This window comes from Sphingomonas sp. NFR15, assembly GCF_900103265.1.
In the GTDB taxonomy this organism is placed as follows: domain Bacteria; phylum Pseudomonadota; class Alphaproteobacteria; order Sphingomonadales; family Sphingomonadaceae; genus Sphingomonas; species Sphingomonas pollutisoli.
Genome location: NZ_FMWX01000001.1, coordinates 137188 through 155907, shown reverse-complemented (window position 1 = coordinate 155907; position 18720 = coordinate 137188). Strand labels below are relative to the sequence as shown.

Sequence of the window (18720 nt, the reverse complement as noted above, 5' to 3'; positions counted from 1 at the left end):
GCAACGGGCGCGCGTTGGTGCCGCCGATAGCGAGTGCGGCGGGGGAATGCCAGATGTCACACCGAGACCGTCACCCCAGCGCACGCTGGGGTCTCTCCGGGTGGGCCGCACGCCCTCCCCGGAGAGATCCCAGCGTGCGCTGGGATGACGGAAATGCGTGTCAGCTATAGTTGAAGCTGATGCTGATCCGGTCCTGCTTGGCGGTGCCGGCGATCACCTCGTGGCGCAGCCAGCTTTCCCACAGCAGGATCGTGCCCGGCTCGGGCGTGACATGCGCGAAGCTGCGCAGCGGCTCGGGCGCGTCGTCGCGGCGGGTGGGGGCGGCCATCATCAGCGGCAGCCGCGGGTCTTCGAAGCGGATCGCGCCAGCACCCGGCGGCACCGCGACGTACAGCGTGCCCGACACCACCGAATGCGGGTGGATATGCCCCGAATGCATGCCGCCAGGTTTGAGGACGTTGACCCACAGGCTATCGAGCCGGAGCTTGCGCCCGCCAAGATCGAACGCGCACGCCTCGGCGAAGGCCGCGACGTGTTTGGCGAGCCGCTTGGCGAGGTCGCCGAATGCAGGGTCGCGCTGCGGCAGATCGCCGAGCGAAGCATAGCTGGTGTAGCCGCGATAAGTGTGCGCCTTCGACCAGGCGCGCCCGGCGCGGTCTTCCTGCGCGAACATCAGGCACGATTGTTCCAGGTCTTCGAGCAGCCGAGCGTCGCCAAGCGCGCCCTCGTAAACCGGAGTCGCGAACAGAGTGCGCACGCTCATTTGCCATCTCCAAGCCGCAGCGCGACATCGTTCATGAAACGCATGTCGTCGCCCTTGGCGAGCCACGGCGCCTCCGCCGCTACCGCGCCGAGCATGTCGGAAAGCGGGTCCATCTCCGCCTTGGCGTAATTGCCAAGCACGTACGGCGAGACCTTGTCCTTGTGCCCCGGATGGCCGATGCCGAGCCGGACGCGGCGGAACGCGTTGCCGATATGCGCTTCGGTCGAGCGCAGGCCGTTATGCCCGGCGGTGCCCCCGCCGACCTTCACCTTCACGCGGAACGGCGCGATATCGAGCTCGTCGTGGAAGACGGTGACGTCGCCGGTGTCGAGCTTGTAGAAGCGCATCGCCTCGCCGACGCTGCGGCCGCTTTCGTTCATGAAGGTGGCGGGTTTGAGCAGCAGGATCTTCTCAGGTCCGATGCGCCCTTCCTGGGTCCAGCCCTGGAACGCCTTCTTGACCGGCGAGAAGCCGTGGAGATCGGCGATCGTGTCGACCGCCATGAAGCCGACATTGTGCCGGTTGAGCGCATATTGCGCACCCGGATTGCCGAGACCGACCCAGATTTGCACGTGCGATTGCTCCGAATACGAAAAGGGCAGGGCAACGCCGCGCGCCGCCCTGCCCAAATCTGCCCGATCGGGTAAGGCTTACGCCTCGCTCTCCGCGGCTGCTTCGGCGGCGACGGCGGCATCAGCCTCGTCATCGGCGGCGGTCGGCACGGTCGGCGGGACGATCGTCGCGATGGTGAAGTCGCGGTCGGTGATCGCCGGGGTCACGCCGTTCGGCAGCGTCACGTTCGAGATGTGGATCGAATCGCCGATCTCGCGGCCGGCCAGCGAGATGGTGATGTCGTCGGGGATCGCGGCCGCGTCGCAGACCAGCTCGATCTCGTGCTGGACGATGTTGAGCACGCCCTTGCCGGTCTTGATGCCGGGGGCCTCGTCCTCATCGGTGAACACGACCGGCACGCTGACGTGAACGGTGGTGTGCGCGCCGATGCGCAGGAAATCGACATGGACCGGGCGGTCGGTGACGGCATCGAACGCCACGTCCTTGGGGAGCGTGCGGATGCTCTGGCCATTGGCCTCGATCATCACCTGCGAATTCATGAAATGGCCCGTCATGAGGAGGCGCATCAGCGCCTTTTCCTCGACGTGGATCGCCAGCGGCTCCTGGTTGTTGCCATAGACGACGGCGGGTACGCGGCCTTCACGACGAAGCGAACGGGAGGCTCCCTTGCCAACCTGTTCGCGCGTCTCGGCTGCGAGCGTAAGTTGTTCGCTCATTGCAGATCTCCGAAATACGGTGGTTCATGGTCCGGCCAGGCCTCCAGGGATGACCCTGACCGGAAGCCGGCGCGCATAGCCGAAGCGTACGCGGAGGGCAAGGGGGCGGGCGCGTCCCGGATACCGCTGGAATTGGCCGGGCGCCTTCCCATATCGGTGGGAGACCAAGAAGGAGAGTATGATGTCCGAGAACAATCAGGCCGAGTGGGAGAAGGAACTCGCCATCCTTCTCGACAAGATTCAAACCTACCCCTCACAGGATTCGACCGAAACGCGCGAGCGTATCCGCGTGCTCAACGCGTTGATCGCCTCGCACCAGCAGAAGGTCGAGGCGTAGCGGTCTCATTTTCAACCGTTCGCACTGAGCGAAGTCGAAAGGCGTGCCCGAAGCGGGCCGCTCGCCATGCTTCGATTTCGCTCAGCATGAACGGCGCTAGATCAGCTCCTCACGCGTCGCGCATCACCCCTTGGCGGCGAGCGCGGCCTGCGCCGCCGCCAGCCGCGCGATCGGCACCCGGTAGGGCGAGGCGCTGACGTAATCGAGCCCGGTCTTCTCGCAGAACGCGATCGAGGCCGGATCGCCGCCATGCTCGCCGCAGATGCCGAGCTTGATGCCGGCGCGGGTCTTGCGGCCCCGTTCGGCGGCCAGTTCGATCAACTGGCCGACACCCTCGACGTCGAGGCTGACGAACGGGTCTTTGGCGTAAATGCCTTTTTCGACATAGACGCCAAGGAAGCGCGCGGCATCGTCACGCGACACGCCGAGCGTGGTCTGGGTCAGATCGTTGGTGCCGAACGAGAAGAACTCGCCGACCTCCGCGATCTCGCCCGCCATCAGCGCGGCGCGCGGCAGTTCGATCATGGTGCCGACCAGATACTCGATCGTGCGGCCCTTCTCGGCGAACACCGCTTGCGCGGCCTGGTCGACCACCACCTTCATCAGCTCCAGCTCGCGGCGCGTACCGACGAGCGGGATCATCACTTCGGGGATCGGTGCCGCGCCCGACTTCTCCGCCACTTCGATCGCCGCCTCGAAGATCGCGCGCGCCTGCATCTCGTAGATTTCAGGGTAGGTCACGCCAAGCCGGCAGCCGCGATGGCCGAGCATCGGGTTGAACTCGTGCAGTTCGGCGGCGCGGCGCTTGAGCGTGTCGATGTCGATTCCGGCGGCGGTCGCCACCTCGGCGAATTCGGCTTCCTCGTGCGGCAGGAATTCGTGCAGCGGGGGATCGAGCAGGCGGATCGTCACCGGCAGCCCGGCCATCACCTCGAACAATTGCACGAAATCGCTGCGCTGTTCGGGCAGCAATTTGTCGAGCGCCGAGCGGCGGCCGGCCTCGTTCTCCGCCAGGATCATCTGGCGCACGCTGGTGATGCGCGCGGCGTCGAAGAACATATGCTCGGTCCGACACAGGCCGATGCCCTCCGCGCCGAACTCGCGCGCGGTCCTGGCGTCGAGCGGCGTTTCCGCGTTCGCGCGCACCTTGAGGCGGCGCACCGCGTCGGCCCAGCCCATCAGCGTGCCGAAATCACCCGACAGTTCGGGTTGCACCGTCGGCACTGCTCCCGCCATCACCTCGCCGGTGGTGCCGTCGATCGTGACGATCTCGCCCTCGGCGATCTCGCGCGCGCCGACGCGCATCACCCGCGCCTTCGCATCGATCGAGATCGACCCCGCGCCGGAGACGCACGGCCGGCCCATGCCGCGCGCGACCACCGCCGCGTGGCTGGTCATGCCGCCGCGCGCGGTGAGGATGCCCTTGGCCGCATGCATGCCGTGAATGTCCTCGGGCGAGGTTTCAACGCGGATCAGGATCACCGGGTCACCCGCCGCCGCACGCTTCTCGGCGGTGTCGCTGTCGAACACCGCCGCGCCCGAGGCGGCGCCCGGCGATGCGGGCAGCCCCTTGGTCAGCACGTCGCGCGCCGCCTTGGGGTCGAGCGTCGGGTGGAGCAACTGGTCGAGCGCCTGCGGCTCGACGCGCGCGATCGCTTCCTCGCGCGTGATGAGCCCCTCTTCGGCCATCTCGACCGCGATCTTGAGCGCGGCCTTGGCGGTACGCTTGCCCGAGCGGGTCTGGAGCATCCACAGCTTGCCCTGCTGCACGGTGAACTCGATATCCTGCATGTCGCGGTAATGCGTTTCGAGCAGGTCGAACACCTTGGCCAGTTCGGCGAAGGTCTCGGGCATCGCCTCTTCCATAGAGGCGGGCTTGGCGCCGGCGGCTTCGCGCGCCGCCTTGGTCAGATATTGGGGGGTGCGAATGCCGGCGACGACATCCTCGCCCTGCGCGTTGATGAGGAACTCGCCGTAATAGGCGCGGTCGCCCTTGGCGGGGTCGCGCGTGAAGGCGACACCGGTCGCCGAGGTCTCGCCCATGTTGCCGAACACCATCGCCTGGATGTTGACGGCGGTGCCCCAGGCGGCGGGAATGTCGTTGAGGCGGCGATAGACCTTGGCGCGCTCCGACTGCCACGATCCGAACACCGCGCCGACCGCGCCCCAGAGCTGGTCATGCACGTCCTGCGGGAAGGGCTTGCCCCATTGCTGTTCGACCAGCGCCTTATATTCGGTGACGAGCTTGCGCAGATCGTCGGCGGTCAGATCGGTGTCGAGGAAATAGCCATTGTCTTCCTTGGCGATTTCCAGCGCTTCCTCGAACGCGCCGTGATCGAGTTCGAGCACCACGTCCGAATACATCTGGATGAAGCGGCGATAGCTGTCCCAGGCGAAGCGCGCGTCGCCCGAGGTGGCGGCGAGCCCCTCGACGGTTTGGTCATTGAGCCCGAGATTGAGCACGGTGTCCATCATGCCCGGCATCGAGGCACGCGCGCCCGAGCGCACCGAGACGAGCAGCGGATCGGCGGCGTCGCCGAAGCTCTTGCCGGTCACGCCCTCGATATGCGCGATGCCAGCGGCGACCTCGTCGCGCAGCGACTGCGGGAAGCGGCCGCCCTCGTCATAATAGCGCGTGCACATTTCGGTGCTGATCGTGAAGCCCGGCGGCACGGGCAGGCCGATCGACGCCATCTCGGCGAGGTTCGCGCCCTTGCCGCCGAGCAGGTTGCGGTCACCCTTGCCGCCGTCCGACACGCCGCCGCCGAACCGATAGACATAGCGCTGACCGGTTGAAGTGTCCGCGTCAGCCAGAATCGTCGCCATGTCTTCCTCCAAAACGTGTTTCCCGCGTTGTGCATCGCAGCACGCAAGAATTCAAGTCGAAGGCGCTAAATTGACCGCGCAATCATGGTAGCGATATCAGTCAATTGTCAGAGTTATGCGAAGTCCCGTGAAGATCAGCCTTCGATCTTGGAAAAGTCGGCGACGGTGTGGACCGCCTTGCGAACCCGCGCGAGCAGATCGAGACGCGCCGCGCGTTTGGCGGGATCGGGATCGTTGACCATCACCGCTTCGAAAAACGCGTCGATCGGCGCGCGCAGCGTCGCCAGTGCCGCCATCGCCGCCTCGAAATCCTCCCGCGCGACCGCATCGGCCGCCGCCGGCTCGGCCGCATCGAGCGCGGCGCCGAGCGCGGCTTCGGCGGGTTCGGTGGCCACAGACGTCGCATCCACGCCAGCCGTCGCCCCAGCGGAAGCTGGGGCCTCTCGCGGCTCCTGTCCTGCACCATCGCCGGAGACCCCAGCTTGCGCTGGGGTGACGCTTTGGGGAACGCCCTCCTTCTTCAGAATATTCGCCGCGCGCTTGTACCCGGCAAGCAGGTTCGCGCCATCCTCGGTGCCGACGAACGCCTGCAACGCCCGCACCCGCGCGAGCAGCCGGACGAGATCGTCCTCGCCCCCGAGCGCGAACACCGCGTCGATGAGATCGTGGCGGACGCCGGCTTCGCGTTGTTGGACTTTGAGGCGGTCGGCGAAGAAGTCGATCAAAGCAAGACCATTTCCCGACAAGATTCTTGGAGAGAGAGTTTCTAAGTTGCCCAGGTCTCTTGTCACAAAAGCTTCTTCAATCGGCCCCTCTAGGAGTGACGGCTGGTCGTATCGTCCTGTTTCCTCTTTACGACTAAACCAGAGGAAGAGCGGCATAAGGCGGAGATGAAGTCTATTAGCAATAATCGTCTGAAGCACCCCCAGAGCGGCGCGACGTAGTGCGAAGGGATCTTTTGAACCCGTTGGTTTATCTCCAACTCTGAAAAATTGGATCAAAGTATCCAGCTTATCCGCCAGCGACACCGCCACCGTCACCGGATCGGTCGGCACGTCGTCGCCCTGGCCGACCGGCTTGTAATGATCGCGGATCGCCGCCGCGACGCGCGGGTCTTCGCCCTGCGCGGCGGCGTAATAGCCACCCATCAGCCCCTGCAACTCGGGGAACTCGCCGACCATGCCGGTGACGAGATCGGCCTTCGCCAGCCGCGCCGCGCGCTCGGCGAGATCGGCCAGTGCCTCCTTCGTCGCCCCAGCGAAAGCTGGGGTCTCGTGCGGCTCTTGCCCCGCGCCATCGCGGGAGACCCCAGCTTGCGCTGGGGTGACGACGGTGGTGGTAGCGGAGGAGGGACTTGAACCCCCGACGATCCCTTCTTCCACCAGCCACCGCGCCAGCTTGGCGACCCGGTCCACCTTGTCGGCGACCGTGCCGAGCTTCTCGTGGAACACGATCCGGTCGAGCTTCGCCGCCTGCTCCTCAAGTGGCACCTTGAGGTCGGTCTCGTAGAAGAACTTGGCGTCCGAAAGCCGCGCGGCGAGCACTTTCTGGTTGCCCTCGACGATCTTGGCGCCGCCATCGACCGCGTCGATATTGGCGGTACAGACGAACGCGTTGGCGAGCTTCCCCTCGCGATCGCGGCAGACGAAATACTTCTGGTTCACCCGCGCGGTGAGCTGGATCACCTCGGGCGGGACACTGAGGAACGCGTCGTCGAAGCGCCCGAGCAGCGGCACCGGCCATTCGGTCAGCCCGGCATTCTCGGCGACCAGCCCTTCGTCCTCGACCAGCGCCAGCCCCGCCGCCTCGGCCAGCGCGCTCGCACGCTCGCGGATCAGCGCGCGGCGTTCGTCCTGATCGACGACGACGTGGCAGGCGTGGAGCTTCTCGACATAATCGCTCGCCGAGCCGATCGTGATGACGCCCGGATGGTGGAAGCGATGCCCGACCGTCGCCGCGCCCGCGACGACGCCGGCGATCTCGCATGGCACCACGTCCTCGCCGAACAAGGCGACGATGCCTTGCAGCGGGCGCACCCAGCGCAGGGATTCGGTGGTGCGCGACGCTTCGCCCCAGCGCATCGATTTGGGCCACGGGAACGCGCCGATCACCGCTGGAATCGCCTCGGCGAGCACGTCGGCGGTGGCGCGCCCGGCGCGCTCGACCACCGCGAAGAACACACCGTCGCGCTCGACAAGCTGCTCGCGCGTCAGCCCGGTCTTGCGCAGAAAGCCTTCGAGCGCCTGCGGCGGCGCGCTGGTCTTCGGCCCCTTGGTCTCCTCCGAGACGGCAGCGGTGGCGTCGGGCAGGTCACGCGCGATCAGCGCGAGCCGGCGCGGCGTCGCGAAGGTGACGATCGCATCGGTGTGCAGACCCGCTTTCGCCAGCTCGGCCGCGAACAGTCGCGCGAGATCGTCGCGCGCCTTGTCCTGCATGCGCGCGGGGATTTCCTCCGAGCGGAGTTCGAGGAGGAAGTCGGTCATGATGCTCTCCGTTCCCCCGCGAAGGCGGGGGTCCAGCCTCGGCGCGCAGCGCCGATCGCGCTGGCGCGCGGAATGTTGATTGGGGTCTGGACCCCCGCCTTCGCGGGGGAACAGCGGTTGGGATCAGCGGTGCTCACGCGGCCCACCCGTTCTTCTCCATCCACGCCGCGCACGCGCCCTTCGCCAGATCGCGCACGCGGCCCATATACGCCTGCCGCTCCGCCACCGAGATCACGCCGCGCGCCTGCAACAGGTTGAAGACGTGGCTGGCCTTGATCGCCTGTTCATAGGCGGGGATCGGCAGCTTCGCCTCCAGACAGCTTTCGCATTCGGCGGTGGCCTTGCGGAACAGGTCGAACAGCCGCTCGGTATCGGCAACCTCGAAGTTCCACGCGCTCATCTGGCGTTCGTTCTCCAGGAACACGTCGCCATAGGTCATCTGCGGCTGATTGCCCTGCGCGTCGTTGAACGCCAGATCGTACACGCTGTCCTTGTTCTGGAGGTACAGCGCGAGCCGCTCCAGCCCATAGGTCAACTCGCCCGCGACCGGCTTGCAGTCGAACCCGCCCATCTGCTGGAAATAGGTGAACTGAGTCACCTCCATCCCATCGCACCACACTTCCCAGCCGAGCCCCCACGCGCCGAGCGTCGGGCTCTCCCAATCGTCCTCGACGAAGCGGATGTCATGCCGCGTGAAGTCGATGCCGATCGCGGCGAGGCTGCCGAGGTACAGCTCCTGCAAATCGGGCGGGCTCGGCTTCAGGATCACCTGATATTGGTAATAATGCTGGAGCCGGTTGGGGTTCTCGCCATAGCGGCCGTCGGTGGGGCGGCGGCAGGGCTGGACGAACGCGGCGTTCCACGGATTCGGCCCGAGCGCGCGCAGCGTGGTCGCCGGGTGGAAGGTGCCGGCGCCCATCTCCATGTCATACGGCTGCAGGATCAGGCAGCCGTGCGCGCTCCAGTAATCGTGGAGCGTCAGGATCATGCGCTGAAAGCTCAGCGGCTCGCCGGGGGCGGGGGCGGAGGGGTGGCTTGCGGCCAAGAACGATATCCTCACGGGTGGCTGGTGGCCCACGGCTTTGGCGTATGGCCGAAAGAGGGTCAACCGTCCGTACCGCGCACGATTGACGGCGCGGCGGCTTTGCGCTTCATCGGGGACGTCATGGTGCGAAAGGGTCTCGCTTTGCCGCGGGCGGGCGGGTCGGGGGTACGCTGTGCCTTGGCGGTCGCGTTGTCGCTATCGTGCGCGGGCGCGCCGGCGCTCGCGCAGCGCATCGCCTATCCATCCGTTCCCGCCAGCGAGACGGTCACGCTGCACGGGCAGCCGGTCGAGCCCGCCCCGAAGGTGGGCTATACCGCGCTGCCGCTCGACGATCAGACCGCGCCGACCGATACGCCGCTCGACGGCGACACGATATCGCCCGAGGAGGCGGCGCGCGGCGCCGACACGCTGCTGCTCTCGCAGCTTTCGCAGAATTACCGCCCCCATCCGGCGATCTGGCGGATCGGTGACCGTGACACGACGATCTATCTGTTCGGCACGGTCCATGTCCTGCCGCCCGGTTTCGCGTGGCGCGACGCGGCGATCGACGCGATCGTGGCGAAGGCCGACACGCTGATCGTCGAGGCGATCGACGAGGATGCCGTGCCCGATTTCGCCGTCACATATGCCGGCGGCTCAGCACTGCCGCCGCTCGCCGCGCGCGTCTCGCCCGATCATCGCGCCGCGCTGCGCCGGTTCACCGATACGCTGCCGCCCGAGGCCGCCGCCGTGCTCGACGGCATGCCGACCTGGATCGCCGCGATCGCGGTCGGCTTCGCGCGGGACACGCAGGCGGGCGAGCTGCCGGGGCCGGGCGCGGACGACTGGATCGAGGCGCAGTTCCGCAGCCGCCACAAACCCGTCATCGCGATCGAGGATGCCGCGAAGGTGATGGGGCAGGTGAACGCCGTGGCCGAGGCCGAGCAGCGCAAGACGCTCGACAAGGCGCTCGACACGCCCGCCGCGACTCGCGCCGAGCGGCGCGCGCCGACGCACGCCTGGGCGCAGGGCGATCTCGGCCCGGGGTCGGCGCTGACCCGCGATCTGGCGGTCACGACGGGCGGCGATGCGCTGGGGGGCGCGTTGCTCGCGCATCGCAACCGCGCCTGGGCGGACGCGCTGGTGCGGCGGCTCAAGGTGCCGGGCACCGCCTTGTTCGCGGCCGGGGCGGGGCATTTCATCGGCCCGGATTCGGTGCTCGCGCTGCTCGAGAAACGCGGCGTGCGCGTGACGCGGGTGCAGTGATGCGGCGCACGCGGCGGCCCGGTTCCGGCATCCACCGTTCCACGCAGGCGCGTTGCGCGAGCCGACTTTGGGCTGGTGCGGCACGCGGGATTCTATAATCGGCGCCGCTCGGCTCTGTGGGATGTGAACGATGCGTTTCTTGAAGACCTTGCTGGCGGTGAGCCTGATCGCGGCCACGCCCGCCTGCGCGAAGCCCGCGCCGGGTGCGGTCAAGGATGTCGATCCGGCGCTGTGGGTGGTCAAGGATGCGGATACCACCATCTATCTGTTCGGCACGATCCACGCGCTCAAACCCGGCCTCGGCTGGTTCGACGATGCGGTGCGGAAGGCGTTCGACGCGAGCGACAGCCTCGTCCTCGAAATCCCGATGCCCTCGCCCGACGAAGCGCAGAAGGTGATGCTGCCGCTCGCGCTCGATCCGACCGGGCCGACGCTGACCGAGAAGATCCCTGCCGACAAGCGCGCGGCATATCGGGCGGGGCTCGCCAAGCTCGGCGTCCGGCCGGATGCATTCGACCGTTTCGAGCCGTGGTTCGCGGGCGCGACGGTCGGCCAGCTCGAACTGCAGAAGAGCGGCTTCGGGCGCGACGACGGCGTCGAGAAACAGCTGGATGCCGCGGCCAAGGCGGCGGGCAAGCCGGTCACCGGGCTGGAAACGCTCGGGCAGCAACTCGGCTATTTCCACGATCTGCCGCAGGACGCGCAGGTCTCGTTCCTGCTCTCCGGCATCGAGGAAATCGACACCTTCCCGGCGGAGATCGACAAGATGGTCGATCTGTGGGGCAAGGGCGATGCCGACGGGCTCGGCAAGATGATGAACGAGGATCTCACCAAACAGCCGGTGCTGCGCCAGGTGCTGCTCTATGATCGCAACGCGCGCTGGGCGGACTGGATCGCGCGGCGGATGGATCAGCCCGGCACCGTGTTCATCGCGGTCGGGGCGGGGCATCTCGCCGGCGCGGGCAGCGTCCAGTCGCTGCTCGCGAAGAAGCACATCACCGTGCGGCGAATCCGGTACTGAGCGCGATCATGCGTCGCCAGCGGTTCGCAGCGCCGCGGCCTGCTGGCGCCACTGCCGGCCGGTGACGTAACCCGCCGGCAGCGCGAGGCGCAGTTCCAGCGCCATCTCGTCCTCGTCGGACAGTTTCTCGATATCCTCGAACCGGCTGATGCCGAGGTCCAGCAGCCGTTGTGCGAGCGCATCGTCGATCCCGTCGATCCGCGTCAGCGCATCGGGCATGGCATCGGAGGTGGCCTCGCTCTCGGCGAGCTTCGGAAGCCGTTCCTGCGCCGATGCCGCGCCGGCGATCTTGAACGCCGCGATCCGCGCCTCGGCTTCGCCCAGCCGCGCGGCCATCGTCTCGTGCGTGGCCTCCAGCGCGGCGGCGTGGCGGGCCAACGTGTTGAGACGGTCCTGGGATTGCGTTCGGAACGCGGCGAACTCGCTGGTCAGCCGGCGCATCATGCGGTCGCGGTTGACCGAGGTCGGATTGGTCGCGAACCCGAGCAGCCACGCACCGACCGCCACCGCGCACAGCACGAGGAGTTGCAACGGCGAATCGAACAGCATCGCAGCACCGGCCTCCATCCACGGTGCGGCTTTCCTGCCGCGCGCCCGCGCGGGCGGCAAGCCAGACGATATGCTCCGCTTCGGGACAGATCAGTGGTTGCCGTGGATAAACGAGTCCGAAATGGAACAGGCCGCCGGGCCGAGGATGACGATGAACAGGGTCGGCAGGATGAACAGGATCAGCGGTATCGTCATGATCGCGGGAAGGCGCGCGGCCTTTTCCTCCGCCCGCATCATGCGTTCGTTGCGGAACTCGGCCGACAGGACGCGCAGCGCGGAGGCGAGCGGGGTGCCGTATTTCTCGGTCTGGATCATCGTGGTCACCACGCCCCGGATCGCATCGAGCTTGACCCGCGCGGCGAGGTTCTCGAAGGCCTGCCGCCGCTCCGACAGGAAGCCCAGTTCGATCGCGGTCAGCGTGAACTCGTCGCCCAGTTCGGGATAGCCTTTGCCGAGTTCACGCGCGACGCGGCCGAACGCCGCGTCGACGGTCAATCCCGCTTCGGCACAGATCACCAGCAGATCGAGCGCGTCGGGCAGACCCTTGCGGATCGCGTCCGACCGCTTCGTCACCTTGTTGTCGAGGTAGAGGTCGGGCGCCTTGTACGACAGGATGAACGTCCCAGCGACCACGCCGTAAGCCTTTAGCGGTGACCAGGTCGCGAACATGTCGGTGCCGTAGACGAAGTACAGGCTCAGCCCGCCGAACACGATCGGCAGCACCAGCCGCCCGAAGATCACCGCGACGGCATATTCCTTGGATCGGATGCCCGCCTGGAGCAGCTTGACCTGCGCCGCCTTGACCTGGCTGTCCTGCAACATCTTGAGCGCGGAGAGGAACGCCTTGATGCGGTCGGTCGTCTCGTTGCGGGTGACGAGCCTGGCGCGGCGCTTGGGCGATGGGGCTATGCCGGCCTTCAACTGTTCGCGGCGGTCGTTGAGCGCCTTGACCCGCTTCGTCATCGGGTCGCGCACCGTCATCGCCGCGTAGATGGCGAGCAGGACGGAACACGCCGCCACCGCCGCGAGCAGGGTCGCGACCGCGAAGACGTCGATCCCGAGGATCGTGGGGCCGGCTGCTGGTGCCATGATCTGTCGCTCGTACCCGCGGTTAGATTTCGAAACTGACCATCTTGGCCATGATGAACACGCCGATCCCCATCCACACCAGCCCGCCAACGCCCGCGATGATGAGCCGCGGATCGACGAAGAAGTTCCGCATGTAGCTGGCGTTGACCATCCAGATCATCGCGAACACGATGAACGGCAGCGACCCGACGATATAGGCGGACGCCTTCGACTCGGACGACATCGCCTTGATCTTCAGCTTCATCTGGAAGCGCGTGCGCAGCACCGTCGCGAGGTTGGCGAGCGTCTCGGCGAGGTTGCCGCCGGTCTCGCGCTGGATCGCGATGCTGATGACGAAGAATTGGAATTCGGGCGTGCCCAGCCGGTCCGCGGTCTCCTGCAACGCCGCGTCGAGCGTGCGGCCGATCCGCATCCGGTCGGTGATCGCGCGGAACTCGACGCCGACCGGCCCGTCGATCTCCTGGCCGACGACGCCGATCGTCTCGGTGATCGGCAGGCCCGAACGCAAGCCGCGCACGAGCAGTTCGATCGCGTCGGGGAATTTCGCGGTGAAGCGGGCGACGCGCCGCTTGATGTGGAAGCTCACCGTCATGTGCGGAATGCCCGCGCCGACGGCGATGGCGAGCAGCACCGAAAGCGCGACGGGCAGATTGAGCACCATCAGCCCCAACGCCACGAATAGCGCGCACCCGACCGTCGCCATCCCATATTGGCCGACCGTCCAGGTCTTTCCCGTCATCGCCAGCCGCTTCTTGAGCGCGTCCGGGCGCGGCAGATAGCGCATCGCCGCCGCGTCCATCTTGTTGGCGCGCGCGGCGGCGATCCCGCGCGCCTGCACGGCCGAGAGTGCCGCCGCCGTCTCGCCGTACCGCTCGCGCACCAATGCCAGCCGGCGGGCGCGCGCGCGCTCGGGCGAAGGGCCGGCGAACGCGAACGCCACCAGCACCAGCACGCAGAGCGCGCCGGCGCCCACGGCAAGGAGCGGCATCATCCCCATCGGTCTCAATCGCTCCCGACGCTCAAGCCTGTTTCGCCTTATCCCCGCGCTTCGGCATCATCGCCGTGAGCGCGCCCATCTTGGCGAACAGCGAAGCGCCGCCGGCCTTGCCCTTGCCGCGCGGTGCGCCGCTTTCGGTCTCGCCGATCGCGAGGATGCGAGCCGCGATCTCGGCCAGCGGCGCGGTCGTCTTCGACGCCTTGCCGACCTCGGCCAGCGTTTTGCCGAGTTTGGCCGCCTGCGCGGCGAGCTTCTGGTCGAGCGGCACGAAATGGTCGATCTTGCGCTCGATCGAACCTTCGAAATCCTTGCGGCTGATCTCGAGCTGCGCCGCCGGCGGAACGTGGTTGGCGACGATGATCGCCTCGGTCGCCGGCGCGTTAGACTTGAGCCAGGAGAGGATGCGGATCGTGTCGCGCGCCGCCGCCAGCGTCAGTTCGGTGACGATCACCGCCGCCTGAACCCCCGCGACGAGCTGCGGGTGCTGCACCAGCATCGCACGCGGCAGATCGACGACCGTGCATTCGAACGCGAGCCGCATCTCCTCCTGCAACAGATGGAAGGCGGCGCCATCGGTCAGCACCGGCGCGTTGATCGGCGCCTCGGCCGACAGCACCGAAAGCGTCTCGCTCGCCTTCACCATCGCGCGTTCGATGAACAGCCCGTCGATGCGGCTGGGATTCTCGATCGCGTCGGTCAGCCCACGGCCGGGTTCGAGATCGAGCGCGAGCGCGCCGGTGCCGAAATGCACGTCGAGATCGAGGATCGCGGTATTGCGCGGCCCGCGCTCGCTGATGAGCCATGCGACCGACGTCGCCAGCGTGGATGCGCCGACGCCGCCGCGCGCGCCGATGAACACGGTCGCGCAGTGTGGCCGCCCGCTTGGGGCCTCGATCGCCCTGGGCGCGTTGAAGATCGCCTGGGCATGCGTCAGCGCCTCGCGCAGCATCGCGGGGTTGAGCGGCTTCAGCAGATAATCCTGAATGCCGCTGGCGATGAGATCGCGGTAGAGCCGCACGTCGTTGACCTGGCCCGTCGCGATCACCACGGTGCCGGGTTCGCACACCTCGGCGAGCGCGTTGATGTCGTTGAGCGGATCGCCGCTCTCCGACAGATCGATGAGCAGGATCTGCGGGCTGGCCTGCACCGACAGCGACTGGACCGCGTTGCGCAATCCGCCCTTGCTGACCTTCTCCTCCGCCCATCCCATGTCGGACGCGACGGCGCGGATCGTCTCGGCGGTCTGGTCGTCGCAGACATGGGCGACGAACGGTTCGCGAAACCCGATCTTGCCGGGATTGAACGGCGCGTTCATTTCTTCACGTCCTTCAGCCCGCCCACTAGTCCGCCCGCGCCGGTCGGCACGGTCTTGCGGAAGCTGTCGATCGCCTTGGTGGCGGAGGCGGTGTCGGTCAGGCTGCCGGCGCTCTGCCCGCGCACGAGGTCCATCGGATTGGCGACCATCGCTGCGAGATTGGCGTTGATCGCGCAGCCCTGGTTCGATCCGGTGTGGTTCTCGAAATCGGGCTGACCGACGCGGCTGAAGTCCGGGCAGCCCGGCACGCTCGCCTTCATCCGGCTGATCACGACGCGGACCATGCCCGGCGTGACCGGCGCATCGGTCGTGGGCGCGTCATCGGTGACGAGCAGCCCGTAGCGCGCGACCTGCGCCGCGATCTGTTCGTGCGCGCGGACCGCACGGCTGCCCGGATCATCGACCGCGACATGATCGCCATAGCCGAGCCGCATTGACGCCATCCACCCGGCCAGCCGCTGCGCTTCGCCGGGCGCGAGCGCGTCGCCGCTGGTGGCGGCATCGAACACGTAATCGGTACGCGCGACGACCGGCTGATGCACCGATTCGAGACCGCGATTCGGCGTGCCGGTACAGCCGCCGATGGCGAGCGCGGCGATCAGGATCAGATGTTTACGCATGGACATTGCCCTTCGCGAAGCGTCAGTTGTCGAAGCCGGGCGCCGCCGCGCCGGGCTGCTGCGATTTCGGATCGGTCGTGGCCACCGCCGTGCCGCGCGGCGGTGGCGCGGCGGGCGTGCCCGGCAGCGGCGGCGCGGTAGTCGCGGCACCGATCGCGGGCGGCGCCGTCACGGGCGCGGCGAGCCGCGGCTTGGGCCGCTGCGCGCCGCTCGTCCCGCCGCCGAGCTGGCCGAACAGGATCTGGTCGAGATCGGTCGGCGCCTTATAGCCGTCGGTCGGCAGCACGATCTGGTTGGCGTCGACCGGCTTGACCAGATACGGCGTGATGACGATCACCAGTTCGGTCTCGTTGCGCTTGAACGCGTTCGATCGGAACAGCGCGCCGAGCACCGGCATGTCGCCCACGCCGGGGGCCTTGCTGATCGCGTTGTTGTGGTCGTTCTGAAGCAGCCCGGCGATCATGAAGCTCTGCCCGGAGCCGAGTTCGACCGTGGTCTCGGCGCGCCGCGTGCTCAGCGCCGGGATCGTCGCGCCGCTGATCGTTACCGCGCCCTCGGAGGTCAATTGCGACACTTCGGGGCGGACGCGGAGCGAGATGCGCCCATCGGCGAGCACGGTCGGCGTATAGGCGAGGCTGACGCCATATTGTTTATACTCGACCGAGACCGCGCCGAGCCCCTGGCTGACCGGGATCGGGATTTCTCCGCCGGCGAGGAAGGTGCCGGTCTCGCCCGACAGGGCGGTGAGGTTGGGGTTGGCGAGCGTCGTCACCTGGCCGTCCTGCTCGCCGAGATCGAGCGAGGAGAGGATGTTCACTCCGAGCAATTTGCCCGCCGCGCCGATCGTCGTTCCGTTCGCGATCGAAGTCAGCACGCTGCTGCCGCTGTCCGCCTTGGACATGCCCGTGAACAGGCCGCCGGACGGGGTATATTGCGGCACGGCGGGGCGTCCCTGGCCGAGGCCGAACTGGAAACCGCCGGCCTTGTCGTAGGTGGTCAGGTTGACGCCGATGTTCTTCACGAAGCTGCGGCTCACTTCGGCGAAGCGCACTTGCAGGTTCACCTGCAGCGGCGTCGCGGTCTTCAGCCGCGAGAGCACCTTGGTGGTGTCGCCGACGAAGGACTGGACCAGCCGTTCGGCCTCGGCGCCGTCGCCGGGGCTCGCGATCGTGCCGGTCAGCAGCACCAGACCGTTCATCGTCGTCGCGATGATGTGCGAATCCGGCATCGCCATGTCGAGCATCTGCTGGATGGTGTCGAAATTGTTGCCGACGCGCACGGTCGCCGAATACACCACTGCGCCGCCGGCCGCCGTGGCGGACACCGTCGTCTCGCCCTGGCCCTTGCCGAACACGTAGAGCTGGGTCGGCGAGCGGACCTGCACATCGGCGATCGCGTCGCTCGCCACGAACACGTCGGTGATCGGGCGGGGCAGGTCGATCAGGCGCCCGCGCCCGGTGCTCACCTGCAAAAGCGTGCTGGCCGGCACCACGGCGGCGACGGCGCGCCTCGCCGGCGCGTGCTTCAGCGGCGCGGCGCTCGCCGCGCCCGCGATCAGCGCGGCAGCCAGCGGCCAGCCGATCGACTTCGAAACAGCGCGCATCCTATTTCTTCCCCCCAACCGCGACATCGGTCACGGTATTGCCACGCGCGATCCGCACGACCGGCCCCTTGGCCAGCGCCACCGCGCCCCCCGGCGCGGTCGCCTCGACCGGCTTGCCCGGCACGGTGCGGCGCTGGAAGCGCGACACGTCGGCACCGGTTTCATACGAAAGGCTGCCCGCGCTCGGCTGCGCGGCGACCTTGGCGATCATCGCCTTCTCGGCCTTGGGATCATTGCCGTCGGGCACGTTCACCGCGCCGCTGGCGATCGCCTGTTCGAGCTCGGACGGATTATCGGCGAGGCTGCGCAGCGACAGCGAAAGCTGCCCGAGCGTCTGCACCACCGCGATCTGCTCGGCGAGCTTGGGCGTCGCCTCCAGCGTCACCATCGAGAAGCTGCGGACCTGGGTCTTGCCGGTCTCATCGACGCTATTGTCGGTGCGCTGGTCGGTGGCGAGGACGCGCAGGTTGCGCATCACCGTCTCGGCGACCTTGAGCGGCGGCCCGTCGCCGCCGCCCACCACGTTCTGCGTGAGCACCAGATCGATCCGGTCGCCGGGAAACACGAAGCCGGCGACGCTGCTCTGCTGCGAGACCGGCACCGTCACCGCGCGCATGCCCGGCCCGAGCGCGGCGGCCAGGAAGCCCCGGTCACCGGGCTTGACGAGCGCGCCCTGCGTGATCGGCTGGCCGGCGGTGATCGGGTTGCGCACGACCGTGCCTTGCAGCGATTTGGCGTCGAAATTGCCCTGACGGATGAAATAGGCGTTCTCGACCAGCTCCTTGGGCCAGGGCTGGTACTTCAGCGCGGTCGCGTCGAGGATCGTGCCGACCGGCAGCGCGCGTGTCGCCACCAGCACTTCGGGGCCGCTCACCGGCGCGGCGGTCGCGATCGCCGCCGCCTGGGGCGTCGGCGCGCCCACGATCAGGCTGCGCGCCAGAAAGGCGGTCACGGCGGCGACCACCAGCGCGCTCGCCAGCAACAGGATTTTGCGACTGTCCATCTCGGCCTTTCGACGCCCGGCTAATTGGAGTTCAAGCAACTATGCTTGGGTGGTTAAGATGCAGTTCACGCATCGCGAGCAGCGCCGCGAAGGCGATCGCGACGCCGTACGGCACCTCTATCGGCGTGGTCCGGTCGCGGGCGCGATCGAACAGCATCACGATGGTGAGCACCCCGCCGGCGATCGACATCACCACCAGCATCCACACCAGCCCCTGCAGCGGGAACCACAAGGCGAGCGCACCGATCATCTTGACGTCGCCGCCGCCCATCCAGCCGAATGCGAACACGCCGCAGAACAGGCCGAACACGGTGGCCGCGAGGCCGATCTGGAGCGCCATGTCGGGCCAGGGCGCCATGCCGCTCGCGTGCCACCACAGCGGCGCGAGCAGCGCGATGGCGATGTTCTTCCAGTCAGCGATCTCGCGCGTGCGCGCGTCCTCGATCCCGGCCCAGACCAGGAGCAGCGCCAGCGCGCCCGGCAGCAATGTCACGAATAGCGTCCCACCCATCTGAAAGCGCCTAGACGGAATGGC

At 67.7% G+C, this 18720-nt stretch carries 17 protein-coding genes; 3 read left to right on the top strand and 14 right to left on the bottom strand.

Translation table 11 applies throughout. The features are described 5' to 3' along the window. Positions 1–160: 160 nt before the first annotated feature. From BLS81_RS00665 to BLS81_RS00655, 3 genes are all read right to left on the bottom strand, one after another. Complete coding sequence (locus BLS81_RS00665; RefSeq protein WP_093219476.1) at positions 161–763, bottom strand: TIGR02466 family protein; 603 nt, start codon at positions 761–763, stop codon at positions 161–163. Next, a complete protein-coding gene (gene pth / locus BLS81_RS00660) occupies positions 760–1335 on the bottom strand; it encodes an aminoacyl-tRNA hydrolase (RefSeq protein ID WP_093221621.1) in 576 nt (191 codons plus the stop codon). Before pth ends, BLS81_RS00665 begins: the two co-directional genes overlap by 4 nt. 78 nt (positions 1336–1413) lie before the next feature. Further along, positions 1414–2052 carry a 50S ribosomal protein L25/general stress protein Ctc gene (locus tag BLS81_RS00655; RefSeq protein WP_093219473.1) on the bottom strand — a complete coding sequence of 213 codons (639 nt, stop codon included), beginning with the start codon at positions 2050–2052 and terminating at the stop codon, positions 1414–1416. Positions 2053–2233: 181 nt separating this feature from the next. Between BLS81_RS00655 and BLS81_RS20595 the strand changes: the two genes are divergently transcribed. Further along, complete coding sequence (locus tag BLS81_RS20595; protein ID WP_176786969.1) at positions 2234–2389, top strand: hypothetical protein; 156 nt, start codon at positions 2234–2236, stop codon at positions 2387–2389. 123 nt (positions 2390–2512) lie between these two features. On the opposite strand, the gene ppdK is transcribed toward BLS81_RS20595, so the two are convergent. The 3 genes from ppdK to BLS81_RS00640 all read right to left on the bottom strand — a co-directional run bounded on the left by ppdK (position 2513) and on the right by BLS81_RS00640 (position 8686). After that, entirely contained in the window at positions 2513–5215 is a 2703-nt protein-coding gene (gene ppdK / locus BLS81_RS00650; RefSeq protein WP_093219470.1) for a pyruvate, phosphate dikinase, read from the bottom strand. Positions 5216–5349: 134 nt separating this feature from the next. Further along, positions 5350–7698 (bottom strand): glycine--tRNA ligase subunit beta, encoded by a 2349-nt coding sequence (glyS, locus tag BLS81_RS00645; protein WP_093219468.1) that lies wholly within the window; start codon positions 7696–7698, stop codon positions 5350–5352. A 133-nt stretch (positions 7699–7831) separates the two neighbouring features. Further along, entirely contained in the window at positions 7832–8686 is an 855-nt protein-coding gene (locus BLS81_RS00640; protein ID WP_093219465.1) for a glycine--tRNA ligase subunit alpha, read from the bottom strand. A 246-nt stretch (positions 8687–8932) separates the two neighbouring features. On the opposite strand from BLS81_RS00640, the gene BLS81_RS00635 reads away from it, so the two are divergent. Next, positions 8933–9988 (top strand): TraB/GumN family protein, encoded by a 1056-nt coding sequence (locus BLS81_RS00635; RefSeq protein WP_176786968.1) that lies wholly within the window; start codon positions 8933–8935, stop codon positions 9986–9988. 130 nt (positions 9989–10118) lie between these two features. Next, a complete protein-coding gene (locus BLS81_RS00630; protein WP_093219460.1) occupies positions 10119–11009 on the top strand; it encodes a TraB/GumN family protein in 891 nt (296 codons plus the stop codon). 6 nt (positions 11010–11015) lie between these two features. Here BLS81_RS00630 and BLS81_RS00625 read toward each other — a convergent pair whose 3' ends face one another. The 8 genes from BLS81_RS00625 to BLS81_RS00590 all read right to left on the bottom strand — a co-directional run bounded on the left by BLS81_RS00625 (position 11016) and on the right by BLS81_RS00590 (position 18696). After that, positions 11016–11576, bottom strand: a complete 561-nt coding sequence (locus BLS81_RS00625; RefSeq protein ID WP_176786967.1) for a hypothetical protein — start codon at positions 11574–11576, stop codon at positions 11016–11018. 72 nt (positions 11577–11648) lie between these two features. Continuing rightward, entirely contained in the window at positions 11649–12647 is a 999-nt protein-coding gene (locus BLS81_RS00620) for a type II secretion system F family protein (protein ID WP_093219455.1), read from the bottom strand. A gap of 22 nt (positions 12648–12669) precedes the next feature. Then, positions 12670–13644, bottom strand: a complete 975-nt coding sequence (locus BLS81_RS00615) for a type II secretion system F family protein (protein WP_093219452.1) — start codon at positions 13642–13644, stop codon at positions 12670–12672. 22 nt (positions 13645–13666) lie between these two features. After that, entirely contained in the window at positions 13667–14959 is a 1293-nt protein-coding gene (locus BLS81_RS00610; RefSeq protein ID WP_093219450.1) for a CpaE/TadZ family protein, read from the bottom strand. Further along, entirely contained in the window at positions 14956–15579 is a 624-nt protein-coding gene (locus BLS81_RS00605) for a CpaD family pilus assembly protein (protein WP_371128233.1), read from the bottom strand. The genes BLS81_RS00610 and BLS81_RS00605 overlap by 4 nt, the downstream gene beginning before the upstream one ends. A 22-nt stretch (positions 15580–15601) precedes the next feature. Next, positions 15602–17182 carry a type II and III secretion system protein family protein gene (locus BLS81_RS00600; RefSeq protein ID WP_093219445.1) on the bottom strand — a complete coding sequence of 527 codons (1581 nt, stop codon included), beginning with the start codon at positions 17180–17182 and terminating at the stop codon, positions 15602–15604. A gap of 1 nt (position 17183) precedes the next feature. Then, positions 17184–18185 carry a Flp pilus assembly protein CpaB gene (gene cpaB, locus BLS81_RS00595; RefSeq protein ID WP_093219442.1) on the bottom strand — a complete coding sequence of 334 codons (1002 nt, stop codon included), beginning with the start codon at positions 18183–18185 and terminating at the stop codon, positions 17184–17186. Positions 18186–18216: 31 nt separating this feature from the next. Next, positions 18217–18696: an A24 family peptidase gene (locus BLS81_RS00590; protein ID WP_093219439.1), complete on the bottom strand. Its 480-nt coding sequence runs from the start codon at positions 18694–18696 to the stop codon at positions 18217–18219. Between the last annotated feature and the right edge of the window lie 24 nt (positions 18697–18720).